Consider the following 25,828-nt stretch of genomic DNA (forward strand, 5'->3'; position numbering starts at 1 on the left):
CGATAAGCGCGCCGGACGAGGCCATCGGCAATGATCCGATCCTCGGCTATCGCGCCCTGCCGGGGGTCTCCGACGAGATGCTCGATAGAGACGGCCAGATCCGGCCGGTCTGGCAGAACCTCATCACGGCCCTCGGGCGGATGTCGGAAGGCGAGCGCCACGAGCGTTTCGCAAGGGCCGACCGCTATCTTCGCGATGCGGGGGTCTTTTACCGCACCTATGGGGCGCAGGGTAATGCCGAGCGCAGCTGGCCCATTTCCCATGTCCCGGTCCTGATCGATGGCAGGGAATGGGAAAGAGTGTCTGCCGGACTGATTCAGCGCGCCGAGCTTCTGGAGCGCATCGTCGCCGATATCTACGGCGAGAACCGGCTTGTGCGCGAGGGGATCATCCCGCCGGCGCTGATCGCCTCCAATCCCGAATTCCTGCGGCCGCTGGTGGGTGTCACGCCGGCGCGCGGCCACCATCTGCATTTCTGTTCCTTCGAAATCGGGCGCGGGCCGGACGGCAATTGGTGGGTTCTCACCGATCGCACCCAGGCGCCGTCCGGAGCGGGCTTCGCGCTGGAGAACCGCGTTGCGACGACCCGCGCCTTTTCCGATATTTACGGCGAAACCCATGTGCATCGGCTGGCCTCCTTTTTCGGCGCCTTTCGCGACGCACTGCAGGCGCACAAGCGCTATCCGGATGATCGCATTGCCGTGCTGACGCCGGGGCCGGCCAACGAAACCTATTTCGAACATGCCTATATTGCGCGCTATCTCGGCTTCATGCTGCTGGAGGGCGAGGATCTGACCGTCGTCAACGATCGGGTCATGGTGCGCACCGTTGCCGGGCTGAAACCGATCGGCGTGCTCTGGCGGCGTCTCGACGCCTCCTATGCCGATCCCCTGGAACTCAACCAGAATTCCCATATCGGCACGCCGGGCATGGTTCAGGCGCTGCGCGCCGGCTCGGTGACCATCGTCAATGCGCTTGGCTCCGGCATATTGGAGACGCGCGCGCTGCTGGCCTTCACGCCCAGCATCTGCCGCCATCTGCTCGGCGAGGAGCTTCTCCTCCCTTCGATCGCCACCTGGTGGTGCGGCCAGAAGGGCGAGCGCGAGCATGTCGCCGAGAATATCGCGAAGATGGTGATCGGACCCGCCTATTCGCGCGCGCCCTTCTTCGACGATAGCGGCCAGTCGGTCCTCGGCGAAAAGCGCGCCGGCAGCAAGGCGGAGATCGAGGCCTGGCTGGCCGGCGAGGGAAACCGGCTGGTCGGCCAGGAAGTGGTGACGCTCTCGACGACGCCTGCCTTCGTCAACGGCAAGCTGACACCCCGGCCGATGTCCCTGCGCGTCTTTGCCGCCCGCACCGAAAACGGCTGGCAGATCATGCCGGGCGGCTTTGCCCGGATCGGCTCCGGCGACGACGTGGCGGCCATTGCCATGCAGGCGGGCGGCACCGCGGCCGATGTCTGGATCGTCTCGGACCGGCCGGTGGAGCGCCAGACGCTGCTTCCCCCGGAGGAGATCTTCTCGCGCAACATGCCGGGCAGCCTGCCCAGCCGCGCCGCCGACAATCTCTTCTGGCTCGGGCGCTATATCGAGCGGGCCGAGGGGGCGCTGCGCATTCTGCGCTCCTGGCACATGCGCTATGCCGAGAGCGCCGATCCGGACCAGCCGCTGCTGGCCGATGTCGCGCGCTACATGGCCAGCATCGACATGGACATGGCCAAGGCGGTTCCGGATCCGCTGATCCGCAACATCGACAGCGCCATCTATTCCGCCAGCAATATCCGCGACCGCTTCTCGCAGGATGGCTGGCTGGCCCTGAACGATCTGGCCAAGACCGCCAAGCGTTTTCACGAATCGGTCAAGGCCGGCGATGACGCCGCCCATGCCATGACCGTTCTCCTGCGCAAGCTCGCGGGCTTTGCCGGTCTCGTGCACGAGAACATGTACCGCTTCACCGGCTGGCGCTTCCTCTCCATCGGCCGCTATCTCGAACGCGGCCTGCACATGACGCGGCTGCTCGGCCATATGTCGGGGCAAGACGCCCCGGACGGCTCGCTCGACATGCTGCTGGAGATCGGCGACAGCGTCATGACCCATCGCAGGCGCTACAATGTCAACACGGCAAGGCTAACGGTGACGGACCTGCTGGCGCTCGATCCCCTCAATCCGCGATCCATCCTGTTTCAGCTGAACGAGATCCGCACCGAGGTGGAGCAGCTGCCGCACCAGCAGGGTGTCGGGCAGATGTCGGCACTGGACCGCGAGGCCATGCGGCTGCATTCGGGCATTGCGGTGATGACACCGGAATCGCTGACGGGATCGGTCTACCAGAAGCTGGAAACGGAGATGGAGAACCTCTCCGATCTCCTCGCCCGGACCTATTTCGGATGAGGCCCTAGATGCTTTACGATCTGTCGCTGCACATGGGCTATCTGTATGATGTTCCGGCCTTAGGCGCACGCCATATCCTGCGCGTCATGCCCCTGTCTTTGCCCAACCGGCAGCGCCTGATCGCCGGCTCTCTCGCCATTTCGCCGACAGCCGACGAACGGAGCAGTTTCCTCGATTTCTTCGGTCAGCAGGCAACCGCCATCGCCTTCCGCTCGCCGCATGAACGGCTCGATATCCGCATGCAGGCCAGGGTCCAGGTGGAGGCCTGCGCCATGCCGGCGGACCTGTCGCCGCCACTGCCCCAGCTGCAGGCCGAACTGGCGGAGCTGCGCTCGATCGAGGCCGGCTCGCCGCATCACCTGATCGGCGCCAGCCCGCGCCTCCCGGCGGTCCGGGACATCGCCGCCTATGCGCGGGAGCTCCTGGAGCCGGGACAGACGGTGCGGGAGATCGCCACCGCGCTCTGCGCCCGAATCCATGCCGATTTCGCCTATGATTCGCAGGCGACGACGGTGGATACGACACCGCTGGAGGCCTTCCGGTTGAAGCAGGGCGTCTGCCAGGATTTCTCGCATGTGATGATCGTCGGCCTGCGCAGCCTCGGCATTCCGGCCGGCTATGTCTCCGGCTTCCTGCGCACGATCCCGCCGCCGGGCAAGGAGCGGCTGGAGGGCGCCGACGCCATGCATGCCTGGGTGCGGATCTGGTGCGGCAAGGCGGAAGGTTTCATCGAGCTCGATCCGACCAATGACATTCCGGCGGGATCCGATCATATCGTCGTCGGCTATGGCCGCGACTATTCCGACGTCGCGCCTGTTATCGGCGTTTTGAAAAGCTATGGCAGCCACCAGACGGTGCAGGCCGTCGATGTGGTGCCGGTCAAGGTCTGACCGGGTTGCCGCTCATCTGAAGCGTTTCGCAACGTATTTTGCCGATCGATCGAAGTTTACTTATCTAAATTAGAGATCCTACAGCATTTGCCGATAACAGTCTCATCATCTGATGTTCAGACTATGGATCGGTGATGATGACCAGGTTCTCCCTTTCGCGGTTCATGAAGGACCGGCGCGGCAATTTCGGCATGATGACGGCTATTCTTCTGCCGATGTCCATCGGCGTCGGCGGGATGGCCATCGATATGACACGTGTCATCCAGGAGAAGATCGATCTGCAGGCGCTGGCCGATTCGGCAACGCTTGCCACCGCCGCCAAACTGTCCAATGAGGACAATATGAGCGAGGCGCAGGCCGAGAGCATGGCGCGCGATTTCTTCCTCTCGCAATATCTGAGTCAGCTCGAACAGAGCGGCATGAGCGCCGAGGAGATTGCGAAGATCAAGGCGGAGCTGGAGAAGAACACGACCTCCGACGCCACCATCACCGCGCTCGGCGGTTCGAGCAAGAATTTCGAGGTGAAGATGAGCGCCACCCATGCGGTACCGCTCAATCCCTTGTCGCAGATGCTCGGCATGACGAGCTTTCCGGTGACCATATCCAGCGTCGCCAACAGCGCGAGGCAGGGCAATGCTTTGTCCATGTATGTCGCCCTCGACCGCTCCGGCTCCATGGCCTGGGACACGACCACCGTCGATCCCATAAACCCGACGAAAACGGTGAGGGGAGTGTACCAATGCGGATATTATACCTGCTACGGGAACTACCAGACCACCAATTACGTCACCAAGATCGCGGCGCTGAAGGCTGCGGGCTCGGTCATGTTCGCCGAACTTCTGAAGGCCTCGGCGCCGGATGTGACGAGCGTCAGCCTGCAGCAGGAAGAAGCCAAGAAGCTGATCCGCATCGGCGCCGTCTCCTATACCGACCGCACGCAGAAGGAAGAGCCGCTGGCCTGGGGCACGCTGAAGGCGGCGAAATATGTCAGCGATCTTCCTGAAGTTCCAACCGGCGGCACGGATGCCTCCGGCGCTCTCGAGCTTGCCTTTTCCGCGCTGAAATCCACCAACAGCAACGAGGCGAACCAGCACAAATCGATGAAGAACATGAATTTCGGCCGCTTCATCGTACTGATGACCGATGGCGAGATGACCGGCAGCAGCGGCACCTGGAACCAGACCATCGACAACAAGGTCCGCGCGCAGTGCCAGGCCGCCAAGGACGACAAGATCACCATCTTCACCGTGGCCTTCATGGCACCCGATCGCGGCAAGTCGCTGCTGAAGGCCTGCGCCAGCGGAACAGACAACTACTATGAATCAGATGACATGACGGATCTGGTTCAAGCCTTCGGCGACATTGGCCGAAAGGCGGCAAAAACAGCCGTGCGCCTGACCAACTGATCCTCGTCCAAGCCGTCAAAAGGCGCCTGTGCAGCCAATTGCACAGGCGCCTTTTCTTTTTTTTCCAGTGACTTGCCCAAAAATCGCGCGCTTTTTCCCAAAGCGCTGAAGAACATCGCACTGGAAGATTGCATGTGTCCCGCAACGATGCATAAACTGTCCGCCAGCACGTACCGGATCAATTGAACCGCTCCCAAGGTCTCGTTCCCGAAACAAAGTTGGCGATCCTCATGAACAATTCCCTTACCCCGGTCGAAATCCCGCAGCCGGCACCCCGCAGCTCCAATCCGAAAATCATGGCGGAGGAAATCATCGAGCGCCTGACCTACCGCATCGGCAAGGATGCCAAGGTCGCAAAGCCGCATGATTGGTTGACCGCCACCATTCTCGTCGTGCGCGACCGGATCATCGACAAGTGGATGGAATCCACTCGCCGCGTGTACCGGACCGGTGACAAGCGGGTCTATTATCTATCGCTGGAATTCCTGATCGGCCGCCTGATGCGCGATGCCGTCACCAATCTCGAACTGATGGCCGAGATCCGCGACGCGCTGAAATCGCTCGGCGTCGACATGGACGTGATTGCCGGACTGGAACCGGATGCCGCGCTCGGCAATGGCGGCCTCGGGCGCCTGGCGGCCTGTTTCATGGAAAGCATGGCGACGGTGGACATTCCCGCCTATGGCTACGGCATTCGCTATGTCCACGGCCTGTTCCGGCAGCAGATGGCCGATGGCTGGCAGGTCGAACTGCCGGAAACATGGCTGGCGCACGGCAATCCCTGGGAATTCGAACGCCGCGAGAGCTCCTACGAGATCGGCTTCGGCGGCTCGGTGGAAGGCGTTGGCGGCTATGACGAAGCGCCGCGCTATGTCTGGAAGCCGGCGGAGCGCGTCATCGCCATGGCCTATGACACGCCGATCGTCGGCTGGCGCGGCAAGCGCGTCAACACCTTGCGGCTGTGGTCGGCCCAGCCGATTGACCCGATCCTGCTCGATGCCTTCAATGCCGGCGATCACATCGGCGCGCTGCGCGAAAGCAACAAGGCGGAGACGCTGACGCGCGTTCTCTATCCGGCCGACGCCAATCCGGCCGGTCAGGAACTGCGCCTGCGCCAGGAATATTTCTTCTCCTCGGCATCGCTGCAGGACATCCTGCGCCGCCACCTGCAGCAATATCCCGATTTCACCAATCTGCACGAGAAGGTTTCGATCCAGCTGAACGATACGCATCCGGCCGTCTCGATCGCCGAGATGATGCGGCTGCTGACCGACGTGCACGGCATGGATTTCGACGAGGCCTGGGATATCACCCGCCAGACCTTCTCCTACACCAATCACACGCTCCTGCCGGAGGCGCTGGAAAGCTGGCCCGTGCCGCTGTTCGAAAGGCTCCTGCCGCGCCACATGCAGATCATCTACGCGGTCAACACCAAGATCCTGCTGGAGGCGCGCAAGGACAAGACCTTCGACGATACCCAGATCCGCGCGATCTCGCTGATCGACGAGAATGGCGATCGCCGGGTGCGCATGGGCAATCTCGCCTTTGTCGGCTCGCATTCGATCAACGGCGTCTCGGCGCTGCATACGGAGCTGATGAAGGAGACGGTGTTTTCCGACCTGCATGCACTCTATCCCAACCGGATCAACAACAAGACGAACGGGATCACGCCGCGCCGCTGGCTGATGCAATGCAATCCCGGTCTCACCGGCCTGGTCCGCGAGGCGATCGGCAGCGCCTTCGAGGACGATACCGAAAAGCTCAAGGCGCTGGACGATTTCGCCGAGGATGCCTCCTTCCAGGAGAAATTCGCGGCGGTGAAACATGCCAACAAGGTGCAGCTCGCCAATCTCGTCGGCAGCCGCATGGGCATCCGGATCGACCCCTCGGCCATGTTCGACATCCAGATCAAGCGCATCCATGAATACAAGCGGCAGCTATTGAACATCGTCGAGGCGGTGGCGCTCTACGATCAGATCCGCTCGCATCCGGAGCTGGACTGGGTTCCGCGCGTGAAGCTGTTCGCCGGCAAGGCGGCGCCGAGCTATCACAATGCCAAGCTGATCATCAAGCTGGCCAATGACGTCGCGCGGGTGATCAACAATGATCCGGCGGTGCGCGGCCTGCTGAAGATCGTCTTCATCCCGAATTACAACGTCTCGCTCGCCGAGATCATGGTGCCGGCAGCCGATCTGTCGGAGCAGATCTCGACCGCCGGCATGGAAGCCTCGGGCACCGGCAACATGAAATTCGCCCTCAACGGAGCGCTGACAATCGGCACGCTGGACGGCGCCAATGTCGAGATGCGCGATCACGTGGGCGAGGACAATATCGTCATCTTCGGCATGACAGCCGAGGAAGTGGCCCGCACGCGGGCGGACGGCCATAATCCGCGCGCCATCATCGAGGAATCGCGCGAACTGGCCCAGGCCCTTGCGGCCATTGCCTCTGGCGTCTTCTCTCCCGATGACCGCTCGCGGTTCCAGGGCCTGATGGAAGGTCTCTACAATCACGACTGGTTCATGGTGGCAGCCGATTTCGATGCCTATGCCAAGGCCCAGCGGGATGTCGACCAGATCTGGAGCAAGCCCAAGAGCTGGTATGCCAAGACCATCCGCAATACCGCACGCATGGGCTGGTTCTCGTCCGACCGGACCATCCGCCAATATGCGACGGATATCTGGAGAGCTTGATGAGCCAGTCGCCCAAAGAGCTCGGCAGGAAAGGGCAAACGGAAAAGGGTGACATCTCACTTGCCGAGATCGAGGCGATCACACAGGGCGCACATGCCAATCCCTTCGCCATACTCGGCCCGCACAAGAGCGGAAACAGCGTCATTGCGCGCTGTTTCATCCCCGGCGCAGAAGCCGTCACGGCTTTGACGCTGGACGGACAGGCCGTCGGCGAGCTCGCCCTGCGGCATGCCGACGGCTTCTTCGAGGGCGCAACGACGCTGACCCAGGCGCGGCCGCTGCGCTATCGCGCCCGCCGCGGCGATGTGGAATGGTCGGTGACCGATCCCTATAGTTTCGGCCCGGTGCTTGGGCCGATGGACGATTATCTTCTGCGCGAGGGGTCCCATCTTCGGCTTTTCGACAAGATGGGCGCCCATCCCTTGAAACATGAGGGTGCCGAGGGTTTTCACTTCGCCGTCTGGGCGCCGAATGCGGCGCGCGTCTCGGTGGTCGGCGATTTCAACAATTGGGATGGCCGTCGCCACGTGATGCGGCTGCGCATGGATACCGGCATCTGGGAAATCTTCGCTCCCGATGTGAGACCCGGCGCCAGCTACAAGTTCGAAATCCTGGACAAGGAAGGCAATCCGCTTCCCCTGAAGGCCGATCCCTATGCCCGCCGGGCCGAATTGCGGCCGCAGACAGCCTCGATCACGACGGCCGAGCTCGACCAGGCCTGGGATGACGCGGCACATCGCGAATTCTGGAAGAAAGCCGATCACCGCCGGCAGCCGATCTCGATCTACGAGGTGCATGCCGGCTCATGGCGTCGGCGCGACGATTCAAGCTTCCTCTCCTGGGACGAACTGGCGGCCGAGCTCATTCCCTATGTGACGGATATGGGCTTCACCCATATCGAATTCCTGCCGATCACCGAACATCCCTATGATCCGTCCTGGGGCTATCAGACGACCGGCCTCTACGCCCCGACCGCCCGTTTCGGCGATCCGGAAGGCTTTGCCCGCTTCGTCAACGGCTGCCACAAGGTCGGCATCGGCGTCATCCTCGACTGGGTGCCGGCGCATTTCCCCACCGATGCGCATGGCTTGCGCCATTTCGACGGCACGGCGCTTTACGAGCATGAGGATCCACGCCAGGGCTTTCACCCCGACTGGAACACCGCCATCTACAATTTCGGCCGGATCGAAGTCCTGTCCTACCTGATCAACAACGCGCTCTACTGGTCGGAAAAGTTCCACCTGGACGGATTGCGCGTCGATGCCGTTGCCTCGATGCTTTACCTCGATTATTCCCGCAAGCACGGCGAATGGGTGCCCAACGAATATGGCGGGCGGGAAAATCTGGAGGCCGTCCGCTTCCTGCAGAAGCTGAACGCCGTCAGCTATGGCAGCCATCCCGGCGTGATGACGATTGCGGAGGAAAGCACTTCCTGGCCGAAGGTCTCGCATCCGGTGCATGAAGGCGGCCTCGGCTTCGGCTTCAAGTGGAACATGGGCTTCATGCACGACACGCTGAGCTATCTGAAGCGCGAGCCCGTGCATCGCAGGTTTCACCACAACGAGCTGACCTTCGGCCTTCTCTACGCCTTCACGGAAAATTTCGTCCTGCCTCTCAGCCATGACGAGGTGGTGCACGGCAAGGGCTCGCTGCTGGCGAAAATGGCCGGAGACGACTGGCAGAAATTCGCCAATCTGCGCGCCTATTACGCCTTCATGTGGGGCTATCCCGGCAAGAAGCTCTTGTTCATGGGCCAGGAATTCGCCCAATGGAGCGAATGGAGCGAGGAGCGGCAGCTGGACTGGAACCTGCTGCACTATCACCCGCATGAGGGGATAAGGCGGCTGGTGCGCGACCTGAACCTCACCTACCGCGCCAAACCCGCTTTGCATGCCCGCGATTGCGAGCCGGAGGGCTTCGAATGGCTTTTGGCCGACGATGCCGAGGCCTCGGTCTATGCCTGGCTGCGCAAGGCGCCGGGCGAGAAGCCGGTGGCGGTCATCACCAATTTCACACCGGTCTATCGCGAGAGCTACAGGGTTCCGCTGCCGCTTGCCGGGCGCTGGCGCGAAGTGCTGAACACGGATGCCGAAATCTACGGGGGCAGCGGCAAAGGCAATGGCGGCAGAGTGCAGGCGGTTTCGGCGGGGGGCACCACCTATGCCGAGGTCACCCTGCCGCCGCTTGCCACCATCATGCTTGAGCCGGAACACTGATTGCATTGGGAGGGACCAAAAGAATGACCGCAACCAAACGAAGCCAGCCGCTCGCGCGTGACGCCATGGCCTATGTACTGGCCGGCGGACGCGGCAGCCGCCTGAAGGAACTGACCGATCGCCGCGCCAAGCCCGCCGTCTATTTCGGCGGCAAGGCGCGCATCATCGATTTCGCCCTCTCCAATGCGCTCAATTCCGGCATAAGGAGATTCGGCGTGGCCACCCAGTACAAGGCGCATTCGCTGATCCGGCATCTGCAGCGCGGCTGGAACTTCCTGCGGCCCGAGCGAAACGAGAGCTTCGATATTCTGCCGGCCTCGCAGCGTGTTTCGGAAACCCAGTGGTACGAGGGCACGGCGGACGCCGTCTACCAGAACATCGACATCATCGAAGCGTATAATCCGGAATTCATGGTCATCCTGGCCGGCGACCATGTCTACAAGATGGATTATGAATTGATGCTGCAGCAGCACGTGGATTCCGGCGCGGACGTCACCGTCGGCTGCCTGGAAGTGCCGCGCATGGAAGCCACCGGCTTCGGCGTCATGCATGTCAACGAGAAGGACGAGATCATCGCCTTCGTCGAGAAGCCGGCCGATCCGCCGGGCATTCCGGGCAAGCCGGACCATGCCCTGGCATCCATGGGGATTTACGTGTTCCACACGAAATTCCTGATGGAATGCCTGCGCCAGGATGCGGCAGACCCCCATTCCAGCCGCGATTTCGGCAAGGACATCATCCCGGGCATCGTCTCCAGCGGCAAGGCCGTAGCGCATCGCTTTACCGAATCCTGCGTGCGCTCCGATTTCGAGCGGCAGGCCTATTGGCGCGATGTGGGAACCATAGACGCCTATTGGCAGGCCAATATCGACCTGACGGGGATCGTCCCCGAGCTCGATATCTACGACAAGTCCTGGCCGATCTGGACCTATGCCGAGATCACGCCGCCGGCCAAATTCGTGCATGACGACGAGGACCGCCGAGGCTCGGCCGTCTCCTCCGTCGTCTCCGGCGATTGCATCATCTCCGGCTCGTCGCTCTACAACAGCCTGCTGTTCACCGGTGTCCGGGCCAATTCCTATTCCAGGCTCGAAGGCGCGGTCATTCTTCCCAATGTCCGCATCGGCCGCCGCGCCCAGCTTCGCAATGTCGTCATCGACGCGGGTGTAACCATTCCCGAAGGCCTTGTGGTGGGAGAAGATCCGGACATCGACGCCAAGCGCTTCCGGCGCAGCGAGAGCGGCATCTGCCTCATCACCCAGCCGATGATCGACAAACTGGATCTTTGACGCGGCGCAAGGACAAGGCGCGGTCGAGGTTCAGGATCACGGTCAGGGTCTGGGCTTCGGCAAAGCCGGTGCCTGTTGTGGCATGAGGGTTGGCATTGTGGACACGGTGGCCAATGCGGGCACGGTGGCCAATGTGGGCACGGTGGCCAGTGCGGGCAGGCTGAGCACTGTTAGCCCGCTGAGCAAAGTGGGAATGGGGAAAAAGGAAAACGCATGAAGGTCCTCTCGGTCGCGTCCGAAATCTACCCGCTGATCAAGACCGGCGGGCTCGCCGATGTCGCGGGCGCCCTGCCCTTGGCACTGGCCGGGCGCGGCGTCGAGGTGAAGACGCTGATCCCCGCTTATCCTGCCGTGCGGGCCGCGCTTCGCGAGGAGCAGTCCGTTCTGCGGTTCGGCGATCTTCTGGGCGTGGAGGCACAGATCCTCTCCGCCAAGGTGGCGGGACTCGATCTTCTGGTTCTCGACGCGCCAGCCCTGTTCGACCGTTCGGGCGGGCCCTATATCGATCGCGATGGCAGAGATCACCACGACAACTGGCGGCGTTTCGCAGCTCTTTCCCTTGCCGGCGCGCACCTGGCGGCAGGCCGCCTGCCCGACTGGCGACCCGATCTCGTCCATGTGCACGACTGGCAGACCGGGCTTGTGCCGGCCTATATGCGCTTTCTCGAACCCCCGGCTCTGCCCAGCGTCATGACGATCCATAATATCGCCTTCCAGGGCAATTTCCCCTCCTCCATCTTCCCCATGCTCGGCCTTCCCGCCCATGCTTTCGACATTGACGGCGTCGAGTATTACGGTCAGGTGGGCTACCTGAAGGCCGGCATCCAGACCGCCTGGGCGGTCTCGACCGTCAGTCCCTCCTATGCCGAGGAAATCCTCACGCCGGAATTCGGCATGGGGCTGGAGGGACTGCTGAACCGCCGGTCCGGCGAACTGCATGGCATCGTCAACGGCATCGATACCGATGTCTGGAACCCGCAGACCGATCCCGCCATTGCGCGCCCCTATGGCGCAGGCGATCTGAAGCCCCGCGCCGACAACAAGCGCACGGTGGAAACCCATTTCGGCCTGGTGGATGACGACTCACCGCTATTTTGCGTGATCTCCCGCCTGACCTGGCAAAAGGGCATGGATCTGGTCGCCGAGGTGGTGGACGATCTGGTGGAACGCGGCGGCAAGCTGGCGGTTCTCGGCTCGGGCGATCCGGGTCTGGTCGCCGCCCTGCAATCGGCGGCGGCTCGTCATCCCGGCCGGGTCGGCATTGCCGTCAGCTACAATGAACCGCTGTCGCATCTGATGCAGGCGGGTTGCGATGCCATTCTCATCCCCTCCCGCTTCGAGCCCTGCGGCCTCACCCAGCTCTACGGCCTGCGCTATGGCTGCGTGCCGGTCGTCTCCCGCACCGGCGGCCTGAACGATACGGTGATCGACGCCAATCCGGCCGCTCTCGGCAGCCGCGCGGCAACCGGGATCTCCTTCAGCCCCGTCACCTCCGAGGCCCTGCGCCGCGCCATCCGGCGAACCATCCGCCTCTATGAAGACAAGAAGACCTGGGCACAGATCCAGAAGCAGGGCATGAAATCCGACGTCTCCTGGGACAAGAGCGCGGCCCTTTACGAACACCTTTATTCCAGCCTTCTACCGAAAGGGTCGCATTGATGATCAGGACCGTCTCCACCGCGCCATATCAGGACCAGAAGCCCGGCACGTCCGGCCTTCGCAAGAAAGTTCCGGTTTTCCAGCAGGAGAATTATGCGGAGAACTTCATCCAGTCGATCTTCGACAGCCTCGAAGGCTATGAGGGCAAGACACTGGTGATCGGCGGCGACGGGCGCTTCTACAATCGCGAGGTCATCCAGATCGCGCTGAAAATGGCCGCGGCAAACGGCTTCGGCAAGGTCATGGTCGGTCGTGGCGGTATTCTCTCGACGCCGGCAGCCTCCCACATCATCCGCAAATACGGCGCCTTCGGCGGCATCGTGCTGTCGGCAAGCCATAATCCCGGCGGTCCGACGGAAGATTTCGGCATCAAGTACAATATCGGCAATGGGGGCCCGGCACCGGAAAAGATCACCGATGCCATCTATACCCGCAGCAAGATCATCGACACCTACAAGATCGTCGAGGCGCCGGACCTCAACCTCGACGCCATCGGCAGCAGCCGGCTTGGCGAGATGACGGTCGAGATCATCGATCCGGTCAAGGATTATGCCGACCTGATGGAAAGCCTCTTCGATTTCGGTGCGATCCGCGCGCTGATCGGTTCGGGCTTCAGGGTGGTGATCGATTCCATGAGCGCCGTAACCGGCCCCTATGCGGTGGACATCCTCGAGCGCCGGCTCGGTGCGCCGGCCGGTTCGGTGCGCAATGCCGAGCCCCTGCCGGATTTCGGCCACCATCATCCGGACCCCAATCTCGTGCATGCCAAGGCGCTGTATGATGACGTGATGAGCCCCGACGGACCCGATTTCGGCGCCGCCTCCGATGGCGATGGCGACCGCAACATGGTCGTCGGCAAGGGCATGTTCGTCACACCCTCCGACAGCCTTGCGGTGATCGCCGCCAATGCCACCTGCGCCCCCGGCTACAGTCAGGGCATTGCCGGCATTGCCCGGTCCATGCCGACCAGCGCCGCAGCCGATCGCGTGGCCGAAAAGCTCGGCATCGGCATGTATGAAACGCCAACCGGCTGGAAATTCTTCGGCAATCTTCTGGATGCCGGCAAGGCAACGGTCTGCGGCGAGGAAAGCTTCGGCACAGGCTCCTCGCATGTGCGCGAAAAGGACGGTCTCTGGGCCGTGCTGTTCTGGCTGAACATCATCGCCGCCCGCAAGCAGAGCGTCAAAGAGATCATCGAGGCGCATTGGGCCGAGTTCGGCCGCAACTTCTATTCCCGTCACGATTACGAGGAAGTCGACACCGCCGCCGCGAATGCGCTGATGGACAGCCTTCGCGCCAAGCTCCCCTCCCTGCCCGGCAAGAGCCATGGCGCCCTGACGATCGAAAGCGCCGACGATTTCGCCTATCATGATCCGATCGACGGTTCCGTTTCCAGGAACCAGGGCATCCGGATCCTGTTCCGGGGCGGCAGCCGCGTCGTTTTCCGGCTGTCCGGCACCGGCACGTCCGGCGCCACCTTGCGCGTCTATGTCGAGCGCTACGAGCCGGATGCCAGCCGCCACGGCACCGAAACGCAGGCGGCGCTGGCCGATCTCATCGCCGTGGCCGAGGAAATCGCCGAGATCAGATCCCGCACGGGGCGCGACGCGCCGACGGTCATTACCTGAACCATCGCCATGCCCGGGTCCGGGCCTTGCCTTTTCGGGCAGGCGCGGCCTCCGGGCGAAGCGCGGCCCGCCGGGCAAGGCGCGTCGCCTCGGGCTCCGGCCTGCCCAATGGAGTGCGGTCGCGGCGCTGGCCTTCACGGCTGGCGGATTTCGGGCTCCACCAGCATCTGCAGCAGGCTGAGCGATTCCTGCCAGCCGAGATAGCAGGCCGCTTCCGGAATGACGTCCGGCAGCCCGGATTGCGTCACCTTCAGCTCGGTACCGACCACCGTCGAGCGCATCTCCACAGTGGTCTCGATCTCGCCGGGCAGGTTCGGATCGTCGAACTGATCCGTATAGCGCAGCCTTTCGTTCTCGATGATCTCCAGGTAGCGGCCGCCAAAGGAATGGCTCTCGCCCGTCGTGAAATTGGTGAAGGACATGCGGAAGGCACCGCCCACCCTCGGCTCGAAGACATGCATATGCGCGGTAAACCCATGCGGCGGGTTCCACTTGACCATGGCATCGGCATCGGTGAAGGCGCGAAAGACGCGCTCCGGCGGCGCCTTCAAGACCCGGTGCAATCGAATGGTGAATGGCATGGCGTCCTCCTCTTCCTCTGTCGAAGCCGGGGCAATCATCAAGGACCCGACATTTGCCTTGAGAGCCTGCCGAAAACCGGTATCAAATGTCAAATCCATTCCAGATCCATTCCTCCAGGGGCTCATAGACGGGACGCTGGGCAAGCAGGCGAGACAAGCATGACCAACTCTCCTCTGGGCGCCGTTCTTCTCGATCAGGCTGTCCGCTTCAGCATCATGTCGCAGCATGCCGAGGCGATCGAGCTTTGCCTCTTCGAGGCGGATGGTGCCCATGAACGTGCCCGGCTGTTCCTGCAGAAGACCGGCGACGGTCTCTTCTCGCTGGATGTGCCGGATCTCGCCGAAGGCACCCGTTACGGCCTGCGCGCCCATGGCCCCTATGATCCGGATCGCGGGCTCTGGTTCGATCCGTCCAAGCTGCTGGTCGATCCCTATGCCAAGCAACTCGACCGGCCTTTCCGCCACGACAGCCGATTGTCGCTGCGCGGCAAGGACACGGCGCCGCTGGTGCCGAAGGCCATCGTGACCCGCGACCATCCGGTTGCGCTCGAAAGCCCGCGCCTGCCCCAAGGCGGCTTCATCTACGAGCTCAACGTGCGCGCCTTCACCATGCAGCATCCGGATGTGCCGCCATCCGAGCGCGGCACGCTGGCAGCGCTTGCCCATCCGTCCGTCCTCGCGCATCTGAAGCGCATCGGCGTGGATGCCGTGGAGCTGATGCCGATCACCGCCTGGATCGATGAGCGCCATCTGCCCGGCCTCGGTCTCACCAATGGCTGGGGCTACAATCCCGTTGCCTTCATGGCGCTGGATCCGCGCCTCGTCCCGGGCGGCATGGACGAACTGGCAAAGACGGTGCGCGTGCTGCACGAACACGGCATCGGCGTGATCCTCGATCTCGTCTTCAACCATACCGGCGAGAGCGACCGGCATGGCGCCACCCTCTCCTTGCGCGGTCTCGACAACCTCACTTATTATCGCCACGTTCCCGGTGAGCCGGGCCACCTCATCAACGATACCGGCACGGGCAATACGATTGCCTGCGACGAGCCGGTCGTGCGGCAGCTGATCCTCGATACGCTGAGGCATTTCGTCCTGCATGGCGGCGTTGATGGCTTCCGCTTCGATCTCGGAACCGTGCTCGGGCGCAGCGCCCACGGCTTCTCCCGCGACAGCGAAACACTCGGCGCCATCCTGTCCGACCGCATCCTGTCCGACCGGGTGCTGATCGCCGAGCCCTGGGATATCGGACCGGGCGGCTATCAGCTGGGCAATTTTCCGCCGCCCTTCCTCGAATGGAATGACCGGACGCGGGATGATCTGCGGTGCTTCTGGCGCGGCGATGCGTGGAAGGCCGGGCGCCTTGCCCATGCCCTGGCCGGCTCCTCGGATGCTTTCATGCGCCATGGGCAGGCTGAAACGCGCACGGTCAATTTCCTCTGCGCGCATGACGGCTTCACGCTGATGGACCTGGTCTCCTACGCCCACAAGCACAACGAGGCCAATGGCGAGGAGAACCGCGACGGCCATAACGAGAACCATTCCTGGAACAATGGCATCGAGGGGGAGAGTGACGACCCGGCGGTGGTGGCGGCCCGATTCAAGGATGTCAAAGCCTTGCTGGCAACGCTCTTTGCCAGCCGCGGCACGATCATGCTGACGGCCGGCGATGAGGGCGGCCGCAGCCAGCATGGCAACAACAATGCCTATGCCCAGGACAATCCGCTCACCTGGCTTGACTGGACGACGCTGGATGATGAACTGGTCCAGCACACCGCCAGCCTCGCCTCCCTGCGACGTCGCTTTTCCGCCTTTTCCGACCTCACCTTTTTCTCCGGCCGCGACGGCGACGTGGAATGGCTGAACCGCTATGGCGCGCCGATGACCGTTGCCGAATGGGAGGAGGCCGATCGCGGCGACCTGACCATGGTGCTGAAGACCCATGATCGCAAGACACAGCGCGACACCCGCCTCGCCGTGGTCTTCAACCGCCACCGAGCCGCACTGGATGTCTCCCTTCCAGGCCAGTGGCAGGATCTGGAGAGCGGAAAGACGGGCTCGCTGTTTCGCCTGCCGCCGCGTTCGGTCCTGTGGTGCGTTCAAGCTTCGGGCCTGGAGCATTTCCGGTGAAGACGGGATCACCTGAAATGCTCTATCTCTCTGTCTTTGCGCAGTCCGGTTGCAAAACCGCTGACGCACTTTTGCTGGACCTGCTCCAGGCTCGGGAATGGGCATGGGTTCAGGCTTGGGCCCAGGAGCAAGCAAAGGCTGAGCGGGTCGATCAGACACCGCGCCATCTTCGATGATTTTTGCATTGCCGCATCCTGTTTGCCACCTGCCGGGTTCCCGCCGCCGCAAATTGGTATAACAGTCTGTCTCGAGCTGTCGGACGAACGAGAGGTAGCCATGCCGCGTGAGATTTCGCTGAGAGACGTCAAGGATCTGGTGGGCCAGGAGATCGGCGTTTCCGACTGGATCACGGTCGACCAGGCGATGATCGACACCTTTGCCAATGCCACCCGCGACCACCAGTTCATCCATACCGATCCGGATCGCGCCGCGGCGGAAAGCTCCTTTGGCGGCACGATTGCGCATGGCTTTCTCACCCTCTCCCTGCTCTCGACGATGAACTACGATGCGCTGCCGCATATTCGCGAGCAGACCATGGGGCTGAATTACGGCTTCGACAAGCTGCGCTTCGGCTCGCCGGTGCGCAGCGGCCGGCGCATTCGCGGACGCTTCACCCTGACGGAAGCCCGGCTGCGCGGGGCCGGCATGCTGATGACCACGTATGATGTGACGGTCGAGATCGAGGATGAGCGCAAGCCGGCCCTGACGGCGCAATGGATCACCATCGTCCAGTTCGACCCGAAGGACCGCCCGGAGGACTGACCTCTTACGTGTCTCGTGTGTCTTTCGCGTCTTGCAACTACAACAGGATTTTTTTGCTTTACTTGAAAGCATTGAGTTCATAATAAATGCGATACATACTATAGATCCGCAAAAATAACTCATACAAAGGTATGAGTAGATAGCACAATACGGCACTTCTAATGGCTTCTAAGCTCGTGTTTGTATTTGTTAATCCTTGAATTTTCAGATAGCAAGTATAGCTTTCGTCAATTAACCAGATTTAAAATACCTTCTTCGAATTTCGTCATGAAGTGACGGAAAGGAAGGAAGGCAATGCAATTCCGATCGTTGAAAATGAAAATCGCTGTCCTGTCGGGGATCTGCGTGCTGACGGCCGTCGGCGGCCTGCTGGGTTATGGAATCGTGGCGGCGTCGAACAGCCAGACCTATGTCAGCACCAATATGACCAGCCTGTCGCGGGACATGACGATCAAGAGCCTCACCAATGCCGCTCTCGCCCAGGCCCGGACGATCCAGGGCAATCTGAACGAGGCTTTCGATGCGGCCCGCATCACGGCGCGCAGTTTCGAGGCCATGGCCAAGAGCGATGCCATTGCAGCCGATCAGCGCCGCGCGCAATTCAACGCCATTCTGCTGAACGTCCTGAAGGACAATCCGCAATTCAACGGCACCTATAGCGCCTGGGAGCCGAATGCTCTCGACGGCAAGGACGAGACCTATCGCAACAAGGCAAGCGCCGGTTCCGACGCGACGGGCCGCTTCCTGCCCTATTGGACGCGGGCCGCGGATGGCAAGATCGATATCCAGCCGCTGGTGGAATATGACAGCCATGCATTGCATCCCAACGGCGTGGTGAAGGGCGGCTGGTATATCGGTCCGCAAACCGGCCAGGGCGAAAGCATTCTCGACCCGCTGCCCTATATCGTACAGGGAAAGAACGTCTATCTGGCGACCATGTCCGTTCCGATCACGATCGACGGCCGGTTTGCCGGCGTGGCCGGTGCCGATTTCGATCTGTCCTTCGTTCAGCGCCTGGCGAGCGAGGTCAAATCCGGCCTCTTCAACGGCAAGGCGTCCGTCACCATCCTCAGCTACAAGGGCCTGGTCGTCGCCTCGAGCGAACGGCCCGATCTGGTCGGCGAGCCGATGGAAAGGCTGGACCCCTCGCTGAAGGATCTGCTGCCCTCCATCCAGTCCGGCAAACGCGATGCCACGGAGAGCGGCGCGCTGTTCCGCGCCCTGGCGCCGATCACGCTGGGCCGCACCAAGACACCCTGGTCGGTGCTTATCGAAGTACCGGCAGATGTGGCCATGGCCCAGGCCTCCGCGCTCGATGCCTCGCTGAGCAGCCGCAATGTCCAGGATGCCTGGCTGCAGGCAGCGGTCGGGCTGGCGGTTCTCCTGGCCGGCGCCGGTGCCATGTGGCTGGTCTCGCGTTCGATTTCCCAGCCGATCGCCGCCATGACTGCGGCCATGCAGCGCCTGGCCGATGGCGACCTGCAGGCGGATGTGCCCGGCATCGGGCGGCTCGACGAAATCGGCCAGATGGCTTCGGCCGTGCAGATCTTCAAGGAAAACGGCCAGCGCGCACGCCGGCTGGAAGAGGAAGCCGGCCATAATCGCGAGATGAGCGAACAGGAGCGCAACCGCACCGCCGCGGCCGAGCGCAAGCGCAGCGACGAGATGATGCATGCCACCTCAAGCCTGGCCCATGGCCTTAAGCAGGTCGCCGCCGGCGATCTGACCTTCTCCTTCCGCGAGCCTTTCGCCGCCGATTTCGAAGGGCTCCGCAGCGATTTCAATGCCGCGGTGGAACAGCTACGCTCCGCAATGGGCCTGGTTGCCACAACGACGGCCGCCATCGACAGCGGCTCGCGGGAATTGAGCCAGGGAGCCAATGACCTGTCCAAGCGGACCGAGCAGCAGGCGGCGGCGCTGGAGGAAACCGCTGCGGCGCTGGACGAGATCACCGCCAATGTCACGAATTCCACCAAGCGGACGGAAGAGGCGCGCGGCGTGGCCACGCGGGCAACCCAGGCCGCCGATCAATCCGCCGATGTCGTCTCGCAGGCGGAGCTTGCCATGGCGCGCATCGAGGATTCCTCGCAGCAGATCTCCAACATCATCAGCGTGATCGACGAGATCGCCTTCCAGACCAATCTTCTCGCTTTGAATGCCGGTGTGGAGGCCGCGCGGGCCGGCGATGCGGGCAAGGGCTTTGCCGTTGTTGCCCAGGAGGTGCGTGAACTCGCCCAGCGGGCGGCGACAGCCGCGCGCGAGATCAAGGGCCTGATCCAGAACTCCTCCGTCGAGGTGGAGAGCGGAGTCAAGCTGGTCCGCAATGCCGGCGATGCCCTGAAGACGATCGGCCAGTTCATCGTGGAGATCAACGGCCATATGGACTCGATCGCCACCTCGTCCCGCGAGCAATCCACCGGACTGGCCGAGGTCAATCAGGCCGTGAACGCCATGGACCAGACGACACAGCAGAATGCCGCCATGGTGGAGCAATCCACGGCAGCCTCCAGCGCTCTGGCCAATGAGGCCGCCAAGCTGCGCGATCTGGTCGACCAGTTCCAGCTCGGTTCCGCCTCCGGCGCCGCGCAGAGCCTGCGCCATGTCGCCCGCACCATGGCGGGCCAGGCAGAGCGATCCGCCCCTCAGGCCGGGGCGCGGCGGCTGGCTGCGACCGGCACCGGTCCCGCCCACCAGCAGGAATGGGCGGAGTTCTGACCTTGCCTTTCCCCGTTACGCTCAAATCCCGCTCCATGCGGTTTGCAGGCAAAGGTGCCAGACGGGGAGTGGAGAGAGGGAAAGAGGGGAAGAGGGACAGAAGAGAAGGAGCGCGGCATTCGCGCTCCTTTGCTTTAGGCCTGGAACCTGTCAAGGGCCGCATCTGCAGCGGTCTGCTGCAGAAGGCCGAAGGCATAATCGGAAAAGGATCGCCAGCATTCCAGCCGGAATTGCGTTTCGCCGCTGCGCAGGATCACCACCTCGATCTTGCCGAAGATGGTTCTTGCACAGGCGCCCACGGGAAAGGCTTTTTGCGACAGATCGAGCGGGCAGCCACCGTTCAGCGTCGCTTCGGCGCCCGGGCCGGAGATCAGGATAGCGGTATTGCGATGGGAAACATCAGTGGCCGAAGCAAGCGCGCCGGATGCGGCGGCCGAGCGCATCAATCCGCCCGCCCCCTCGTCGATCACCAGCCATTCGTCAGGGCCGAGCCAGAGCGCCACGCGGCTGCCGCTGCGCGCCGAGGTCTTGGGCGCGGTTGGCAGCGGCAGATCGAGAGCAGACGACAGCGCCGGCACATCCTCGGCCCGGGCGCGCAGCGAGATGCGTTCGGCCGGAGGCGCCGGTTGCAGGCCGACATGCGCCGAGCCGCCATGGGCGCCGGACAGCGGCAGGTCGCGGAATGCACTCTCAGCCATGGATTCGGCCCCCTTCCTTGTCGTAGAACACCATGTCGGTGACGGTGGCGGCAAGGGTTCTGTCTTTCATCGGAATATAGACCGTTTCGCCGAGCCGCGCGCGTCCGCCGGCAACGAGCGCGATCGCGATCGAGCGGCCCAGCGTCTCCGACCAATAGGCGGAGGTGACATGGCCGAGCATGGTCATCGGCTTGGCCTGGTTGGGATCGGCGACGATCTGGCCGCCTTCCTCCAGCACCTCTGTCGGATCCGCCGTCAGAAGGCCGACCAGCTGCTTGCGGTCGTCGCGCATGAGATCGGGGCGCTTGAGCCCGCGAATGCCGACGAAATCCGGCTTCTTCTTGGATACCGCCCAGCCGTGACCGGCATCGTCGGGTGTCACCGTTCCGTCGGTGTCCTGGCCGACGATGATATAGCCTTTCTCGGCGCGCAGGACATGCATGGCCTCCGTGCCATAGAGGCAGGCGCCCAGCGCCTCGCCGCGCTCCCGGATCGCCCTCCAGACAGCGGTGCCGTAATCGGCCGCCACGTTGACTTCGAAGCCGATCTCGCCGGTGAAGGAGACGCGGAAGAGCCGCGCCGGAACGCCCATGACCGTGCAGTCTGCGACGCTCATATGCGGGAAGGCAGCGTCGGACAGATCGAGCCCTTCCACAAGCGGGGCGATGATCTCACGCGCCCTCGGCCCCTGCACGGCAATCACCGCCCATTGCTCGGTGGTGGAGGTGAGCCAGACCCTGAGATCGGGAAATTCCGTCTGCAGGTAATCCTCCATGTGATGGAGCACGCGCGGCGCGCCCCCGGTCGTCGTCGTGACGTGGAAGCGGTCTTCCGCCAGCCGCCCCACGACACCGTCGTCATAGATGAAACCATCCTCGCGGGTCATGATGCCGTAGCGGCATTTGCCCGGCTTCAGCGTGTCCCAGGCATTCGTATACATCAGGTTGAGGAATTTCGCCGCATCCGGGCCGACCACTTCGATCTTGCCCAGCGTTGAGGCATCGAATATGCCCGCCGTCTCGCGAACCGTCCGGCATTCCCGGTTGACGGCCTGATGCATGTCCTCGCCGCGGCGGGGGAAAAACCAGCCGCGCTTCCAGTTGCCGACATCCTCGAAGACGGCGCCCGCCCTCGCCAGCTCGTCATGCAGCGGCGTCTTGCGGGCGGGGTCGAAGAGCGCCCCCCGCGCATGGGCCACCAGGGTTCCGTAGGTCACCGGCGTGTAAGGCGCGCGGAATGTCGTGAGCCCCACCTGCGGGATCTCCTTGCCCAGCATTTCGGCCGCTATGGCAAGGCCATGCATGTTGGAGAGCTTGCCCTGGTCGGATGCCATGCCATTGGTGGTGAAGCGCTTGATATGCTCGATCGAATGCATGCCCTCGCGCACCGCAAGCCTGATATCCTTCGCCGTCACATCATGCTGGAAATCGACAAAGGCCGCGACGGTGGTCTCGCGTCCCGCCCCTTCCGCCGCGCCGATCATGCCGCCGGTCCAGGCATAGGCGGTTTCCGCGGACACGGAAAGCGCAGCGCCGCCTGCTGCCGCCGCCTCGGCGAACACGTCGCTCAGCGCGTCCGTGCCGTTGCAGGCGCCAACCGAAACACAGGTTTCGGCATAGATGTTCGGCAGGAAGCGCTGGTGCTCGGCATCGAATTTCAGCTTGCCGCGCGATTGCGAGAAGAGATGGACCGATGGCGTCCAGCCTCCCGACATCAGCAGCGCATCCACCGCGATCTTGCGGTGATTGGGGGAGCCCTTGCGCGCCACCGTCATCGACTGGATGCGCAGACGGCCGGCCGTATCCACGACGCAATAGCCGGTCAGGACCTCGATGCCGAGACCGCGTGCCGCCGAAACCACTGCTTCGCCGGGATTGGAACGGCAATCGACAATGGCGGCAATGTCCACGCCGGCACGCTTCAGATCGATCGCCGCCTCATAGGCGCTGTCATGGGCGGTATAGACGCCGATCCGGGATCCGACCGACACGCCGTAATGATTGAGGTAGAGGCGCGCGGCCGATGCCAGCATGATGCCGGGCCGGTCATTATTGGCAAATACCATGTGCCGTTCTATGGCGCCGGTGGCAAGCACCACCTTGCCGGCCCGGACCTGCCACAGCCTCTCGCGCGGCAGCGACCTTGCCGGACTTGGCAAATGATCCGTCACCCGCTCCGCCAGGCCGAGGAAATTATGGTTGTAATAGCCGAAGACCGTGGTGCGCGTCAGCACGCGGACATTGGGCATGGCCTTCAGCTCGGCCAGGACCTGCTGGGCCCAGTCATAGCCTTGCATGCCGTCGATTCTGGTCGAGGTGTCGAACAGCAGCGCGCCGCCCACCTCCGCCCGCTCATCGGCCAGAATCACCGAGGCGCCGGTTCTGGCGGCCGAGAGGGCCGCCGCCAGGCCTGCGGCACCGGCACCGGCCACCAGCACGTCGCAATGGGCAAAGCGGTTGGCATAGTGATCGGGATCATCCTCTTTCGGTGCGACACCGAGACCGGCGGCGCGGCGGATGATCGGCTCGTAAAGCTTGGCCCAGGCCTCCTTCGGCCACATGAAGGTCTTGTAGTAGAAGCCGGCCGGAAAGAAACGCGACAGGAGAGTGTTGAAGGCGCCGATATCGAAGGACAGAAGCGGCCAGCGGTTCTGCGAGCGGATGATCGCCCCGTCAAAGACCTCCTGCACGCTGGCGCGCACATTCGGCTGGCGACGGGCGGCATCGCGCGCCACATCGACAAGCGCGTTCGGTTCCTCCGGTCCGGCGGTCAGAACGCCGCGCGGCCGGTGATATTTGAAGGACCGGCCCATCAGGTGCACGCCGTGCGCCAGCAAGGCGGAGGCCACCGTATCGCCTTCGAAGGCCGTGTAGATCTTGCCGTCAAAGGTGAAGCGGGCGGTGCGGGCGGGGGTCAGCCGTCCGGCGCCCTTGATGCGGAAATTCTCCATGTCGCGGGAGATGCTCATGCGGCACCGCCTTCACCGCCCTCAGCGGCATCGGCAAAATCGGCGGCAGCTGTCGGGACCGGTTGCGCGCCCGGCACGGGCTGGCGCGGCAGGCCGGCCTCGTAGGTCCGGAGAAACTTGTCGCTCACGGTATCGCGGATCGCATTGAAGAACCGGCCGCAGCCATGAATGTGCCGCCAGCGCTCGAAGGCGATGCCCTTGGTGTTGTCGCGCAGGAAGAAGAATTCGGAAAATTGCGCGTCGGAGATCTCGGCAATGGCCTGCGGGCGCGCGATATGGGCCTCGCCCGCCCAGCGGAACTCCAGTTCGGATCGCTCTTCGCCGCAATAGGGGCAGTGGATCAGAAGCATGCTTTTCCCCTCATCAATGCGCGACGGCAGCAGCAGCCGCCTCGTCGATCAGCCGGCCGGTGCGGAAGCGGTCCAGCGTCAGGCCTTCCGCCAGGCGATGCGGCTCGCCCTTGGCGATCAGCCAGGCGAAGAGATGGGCCGAGCCCGGCGTTGCCTTGAAGCCGCCGGTTCCCCATCCGCAATTGACGAAGAGGTTCCTGACCGGAGTGATGCTCTGGATGGCCGAACGGTCCGGCGTATTGTCGGTAATGCCGCCCCATTGGCGCATCATCTTGACGCGCCGGAAAATGGGGAAGAGCTCGCAGATTGCATCGAGCGTATGGGTGATGATCTGCAGGCCGCCGGTCTGCGAATAGGAATGATACTGGTCGGTGCCGGCGCCGATCACCAGCTCGCCCTTGTCCGATTGCGAGATATAGGCATGCACGGTGTTGGACATGACGACGCAGGGGAAGATCGGCTTCAGCGGTTCGGAAACCAGCGCCTGCAGCGGATTGCTGGTCAAGGGCACGCGAACGCCGGCCATCTGCATGACCACCGAGGAATGGCCGGCGGCCGACACGCCGATCTTCTTGGCGCCGATAAAGCCGCGGCTCGTCTCTACCCCCGTTACCTCGCCACTCGGCCCGCGGCGAATGCCGGTGACCTCGCAATTCTGGATGATGTGGACGCCCCTGTCCGAGGCGCCGCGGGCATAGCCCCAGGCCACCGCATCATGGCGCGCGGTGCCGCCCCGCTTCTGCAGAGCCGCACCATTGATGGGGTAGCGCGCCGCCTGCGAAATATCGAGCGGCGGGCAGACTTTCCTGGCCTGTTCCGGCGTCAGCCATTCATTGTCGATGCCGTACAGCCGGTTGGCGTTGATGTGCCGCTTGAAGCTCTGCATGTCATGGGTGTTGTGCGACAGCATCATCACGCCGCGCGGCGAATACATGACATTGTAATTGAGATCCTGGCTCAGGCCCTCCCATAGTTTCAGGGAGTGCTCATATATATCCATGCTCTCTTCATAGAGATAGTTGGAGCGGATGATGGTGGTGTTGCGGCCGGTATTGCCGCCGCCAAGCCACCCCTTCTCGATCACCGCGATATTGGTGATGCCGTGTTCCTTGGCAAGGTAATAGGCCGCTCCCAAGCCATGCCCGCCGCCGCCCACGATGATCACATCATAGGAGGAGCGCGGCTCCGGCGAGACCCATTGCGGTTCCCAGCCTTTGTGGCTGCGCATGGCCTCACGGGCCAGCGCGAAGACCGAATACTTGCGCATGACTGCCTCTCGCTTTCTGAAACCCGCCTGACGGACCCGACATCCGATAGCCGAAACCGTCGATCCGCTCTCGTCAAAATCGCGCGAGCGGATCATCGGTCCCTGGGTAGAGGCATACTCATCGCAAATCAACAGAGGCCGCAATAGCTGCTTTGCGACGCAATCATGCCCCGGTTTCGACATGGC

At 63.0% G+C, this 25,828-nt stretch carries 16 protein-coding genes; 11 read left to right on the forward strand and 5 right to left on the reverse strand.

Going from position 1 to position 25,828, the window contains the following annotated elements:
* Positions 1-2 precede the first annotated feature (2 nt).
* The 8 genes from QTJ18_RS18200 (at position 3) to QTJ18_RS18235 (ending at position 14,171) form a co-directional block, all read left to right on the forward strand.
* Positions 3-2,390, forward strand: a complete 2,388-nt coding sequence (locus tag QTJ18_RS18200; protein WP_252752890.1) for a circularly permuted type 2 ATP-grasp protein — start codon at positions 3-5, stop codon at positions 2,388-2,390.
* Between the two features lie 8 nt (positions 2,391-2,398).
* Positions 2,399-3,280: a transglutaminase family protein gene (locus tag QTJ18_RS18205; protein WP_252752625.1), complete on the forward strand. Its 882-nt coding sequence runs from the start codon at positions 2,399-2,401 to the stop codon at positions 3,278-3,280.
* A 134-nt stretch (positions 3,281-3,414) separates the two neighbouring features.
* Positions 3,415-4,686 carry a vWA domain-containing protein gene (locus QTJ18_RS18210; RefSeq protein ID WP_252752624.1) on the forward strand — a complete coding sequence of 424 codons (1,272 nt, stop codon included), beginning with the start codon at positions 3,415-3,417 and terminating at the stop codon, positions 4,684-4,686.
* Positions 4,687-4,916: 230 nt separating this feature from the next.
* Positions 4,917-7,379, forward strand: coding sequence for a glycogen/starch/alpha-glucan phosphorylase (locus QTJ18_RS18215; RefSeq protein WP_252752623.1), 2,463 nt, complete (start codon positions 4,917-4,919; stop codon positions 7,377-7,379).
* Positions 7,379-9,595 carry a 1,4-alpha-glucan branching protein GlgB gene (gene glgB, locus QTJ18_RS18220; protein WP_252752622.1) on the forward strand — a complete coding sequence of 739 codons (2,217 nt, stop codon included), beginning with the start codon at positions 7,379-7,381 and terminating at the stop codon, positions 9,593-9,595. The genes QTJ18_RS18215 and glgB overlap by 1 nt, the downstream gene beginning before the upstream one ends.
* Positions 9,596-9,618: 23 nt before the next feature.
* Positions 9,619-10,884 (forward strand): glucose-1-phosphate adenylyltransferase, encoded by a 1,266-nt coding sequence (glgC, locus tag QTJ18_RS18225; RefSeq protein ID WP_252752621.1) that lies wholly within the window; start codon positions 9,619-9,621, stop codon positions 10,882-10,884.
* Between the two features lie 213 nt (positions 10,885-11,097).
* A complete protein-coding gene (glgA, locus tag QTJ18_RS18230) occupies positions 11,098-12,543 on the forward strand; it encodes a glycogen synthase GlgA (protein ID WP_252752620.1) in 1,446 nt (481 codons plus the stop codon).
* Complete coding sequence (locus tag QTJ18_RS18235) at positions 12,543-14,171, forward strand: alpha-D-glucose phosphate-specific phosphoglucomutase (protein ID WP_252752619.1); 1,629 nt, start codon at positions 12,543-12,545, stop codon at positions 14,169-14,171. Before glgA ends, QTJ18_RS18235 begins: the two co-directional genes overlap by 1 nt.
* A 134-nt stretch (positions 14,172-14,305) precedes the next feature.
* Here the strand turns inward: QTJ18_RS18235 and QTJ18_RS18240 are convergent, their stop codons facing one another.
* Complete coding sequence (locus QTJ18_RS18240; RefSeq protein ID WP_252752889.1) at positions 14,306-14,752, reverse strand: SRPBCC family protein; 447 nt, start codon at positions 14,750-14,752, stop codon at positions 14,306-14,308.
* A 159-nt stretch (positions 14,753-14,911) separates the two neighbouring features.
* Between QTJ18_RS18240 and glgX the strand changes: the two genes are divergently transcribed.
* The 3 genes from glgX (at position 14,912) to QTJ18_RS18255 (ending at position 20,359) form a co-directional block, all read left to right on the forward strand.
* A complete protein-coding gene (gene glgX / locus QTJ18_RS18245) occupies positions 14,912-16,882 on the forward strand; it encodes a glycogen debranching protein GlgX (RefSeq protein ID WP_252752618.1) in 1,971 nt (656 codons plus the stop codon).
* Between the two features lie 276 nt (positions 16,883-17,158).
* On the forward strand, positions 17,159-17,644 hold the full coding sequence (locus tag QTJ18_RS18250) for a MaoC family dehydratase (RefSeq protein WP_252752617.1): 486 nt from the start codon (positions 17,159-17,161) through the stop codon (positions 17,642-17,644).
* A 315-nt stretch (positions 17,645-17,959) separates the two neighbouring features.
* A complete protein-coding gene (locus QTJ18_RS18255) occupies positions 17,960-20,359 on the forward strand; it encodes a methyl-accepting chemotaxis protein (protein ID WP_252752616.1) in 2,400 nt (799 codons plus the stop codon).
* Positions 20,360-20,493: 134 nt separating this feature from the next.
* Here QTJ18_RS18255 and QTJ18_RS18260 read toward each other — a convergent pair whose 3' ends face one another.
* From QTJ18_RS18260 to QTJ18_RS18275, 4 genes are read right to left on the reverse strand one after another with little or no spacing between them, the layout of a single operon-like run.
* The gene (locus QTJ18_RS18260; protein WP_252752615.1) at positions 20,494-21,057 is read right to left on the reverse strand and encodes a sarcosine oxidase subunit gamma; all 564 of its coding nucleotides are present in this window, start codon (positions 21,055-21,057) and stop codon (positions 20,494-20,496) included.
* The gene (locus QTJ18_RS18265; protein WP_252752888.1) at positions 21,050-24,007 is read right to left on the reverse strand and encodes a sarcosine oxidase subunit alpha; all 2,958 of its coding nucleotides are present in this window, start codon (positions 24,005-24,007) and stop codon (positions 21,050-21,052) included. Before QTJ18_RS18265 ends, QTJ18_RS18260 begins: the two co-directional genes overlap by 8 nt.
* A 14-nt stretch (positions 24,008-24,021) precedes the next feature.
* Positions 24,022-24,375, reverse strand: coding sequence for a sarcosine oxidase subunit delta (locus tag QTJ18_RS18270; protein WP_252752614.1), 354 nt, complete (start codon positions 24,373-24,375; stop codon positions 24,022-24,024).
* A 13-nt stretch (positions 24,376-24,388) separates the two neighbouring features.
* Positions 24,389-25,642 carry a sarcosine oxidase subunit beta family protein gene (locus QTJ18_RS18275; protein WP_252752613.1) on the reverse strand — a complete coding sequence of 418 codons (1,254 nt, stop codon included), beginning with the start codon at positions 25,640-25,642 and terminating at the stop codon, positions 24,389-24,391.
* Positions 25,643-25,828 lie beyond the last annotated feature (186 nt).

It is taken from the genome of Rhizobium sp. SSA_523 (assembly GCF_030435705.1).
GTDB lineage: Bacteria > Pseudomonadota > Alphaproteobacteria > Rhizobiales > Rhizobiaceae > Neorhizobium.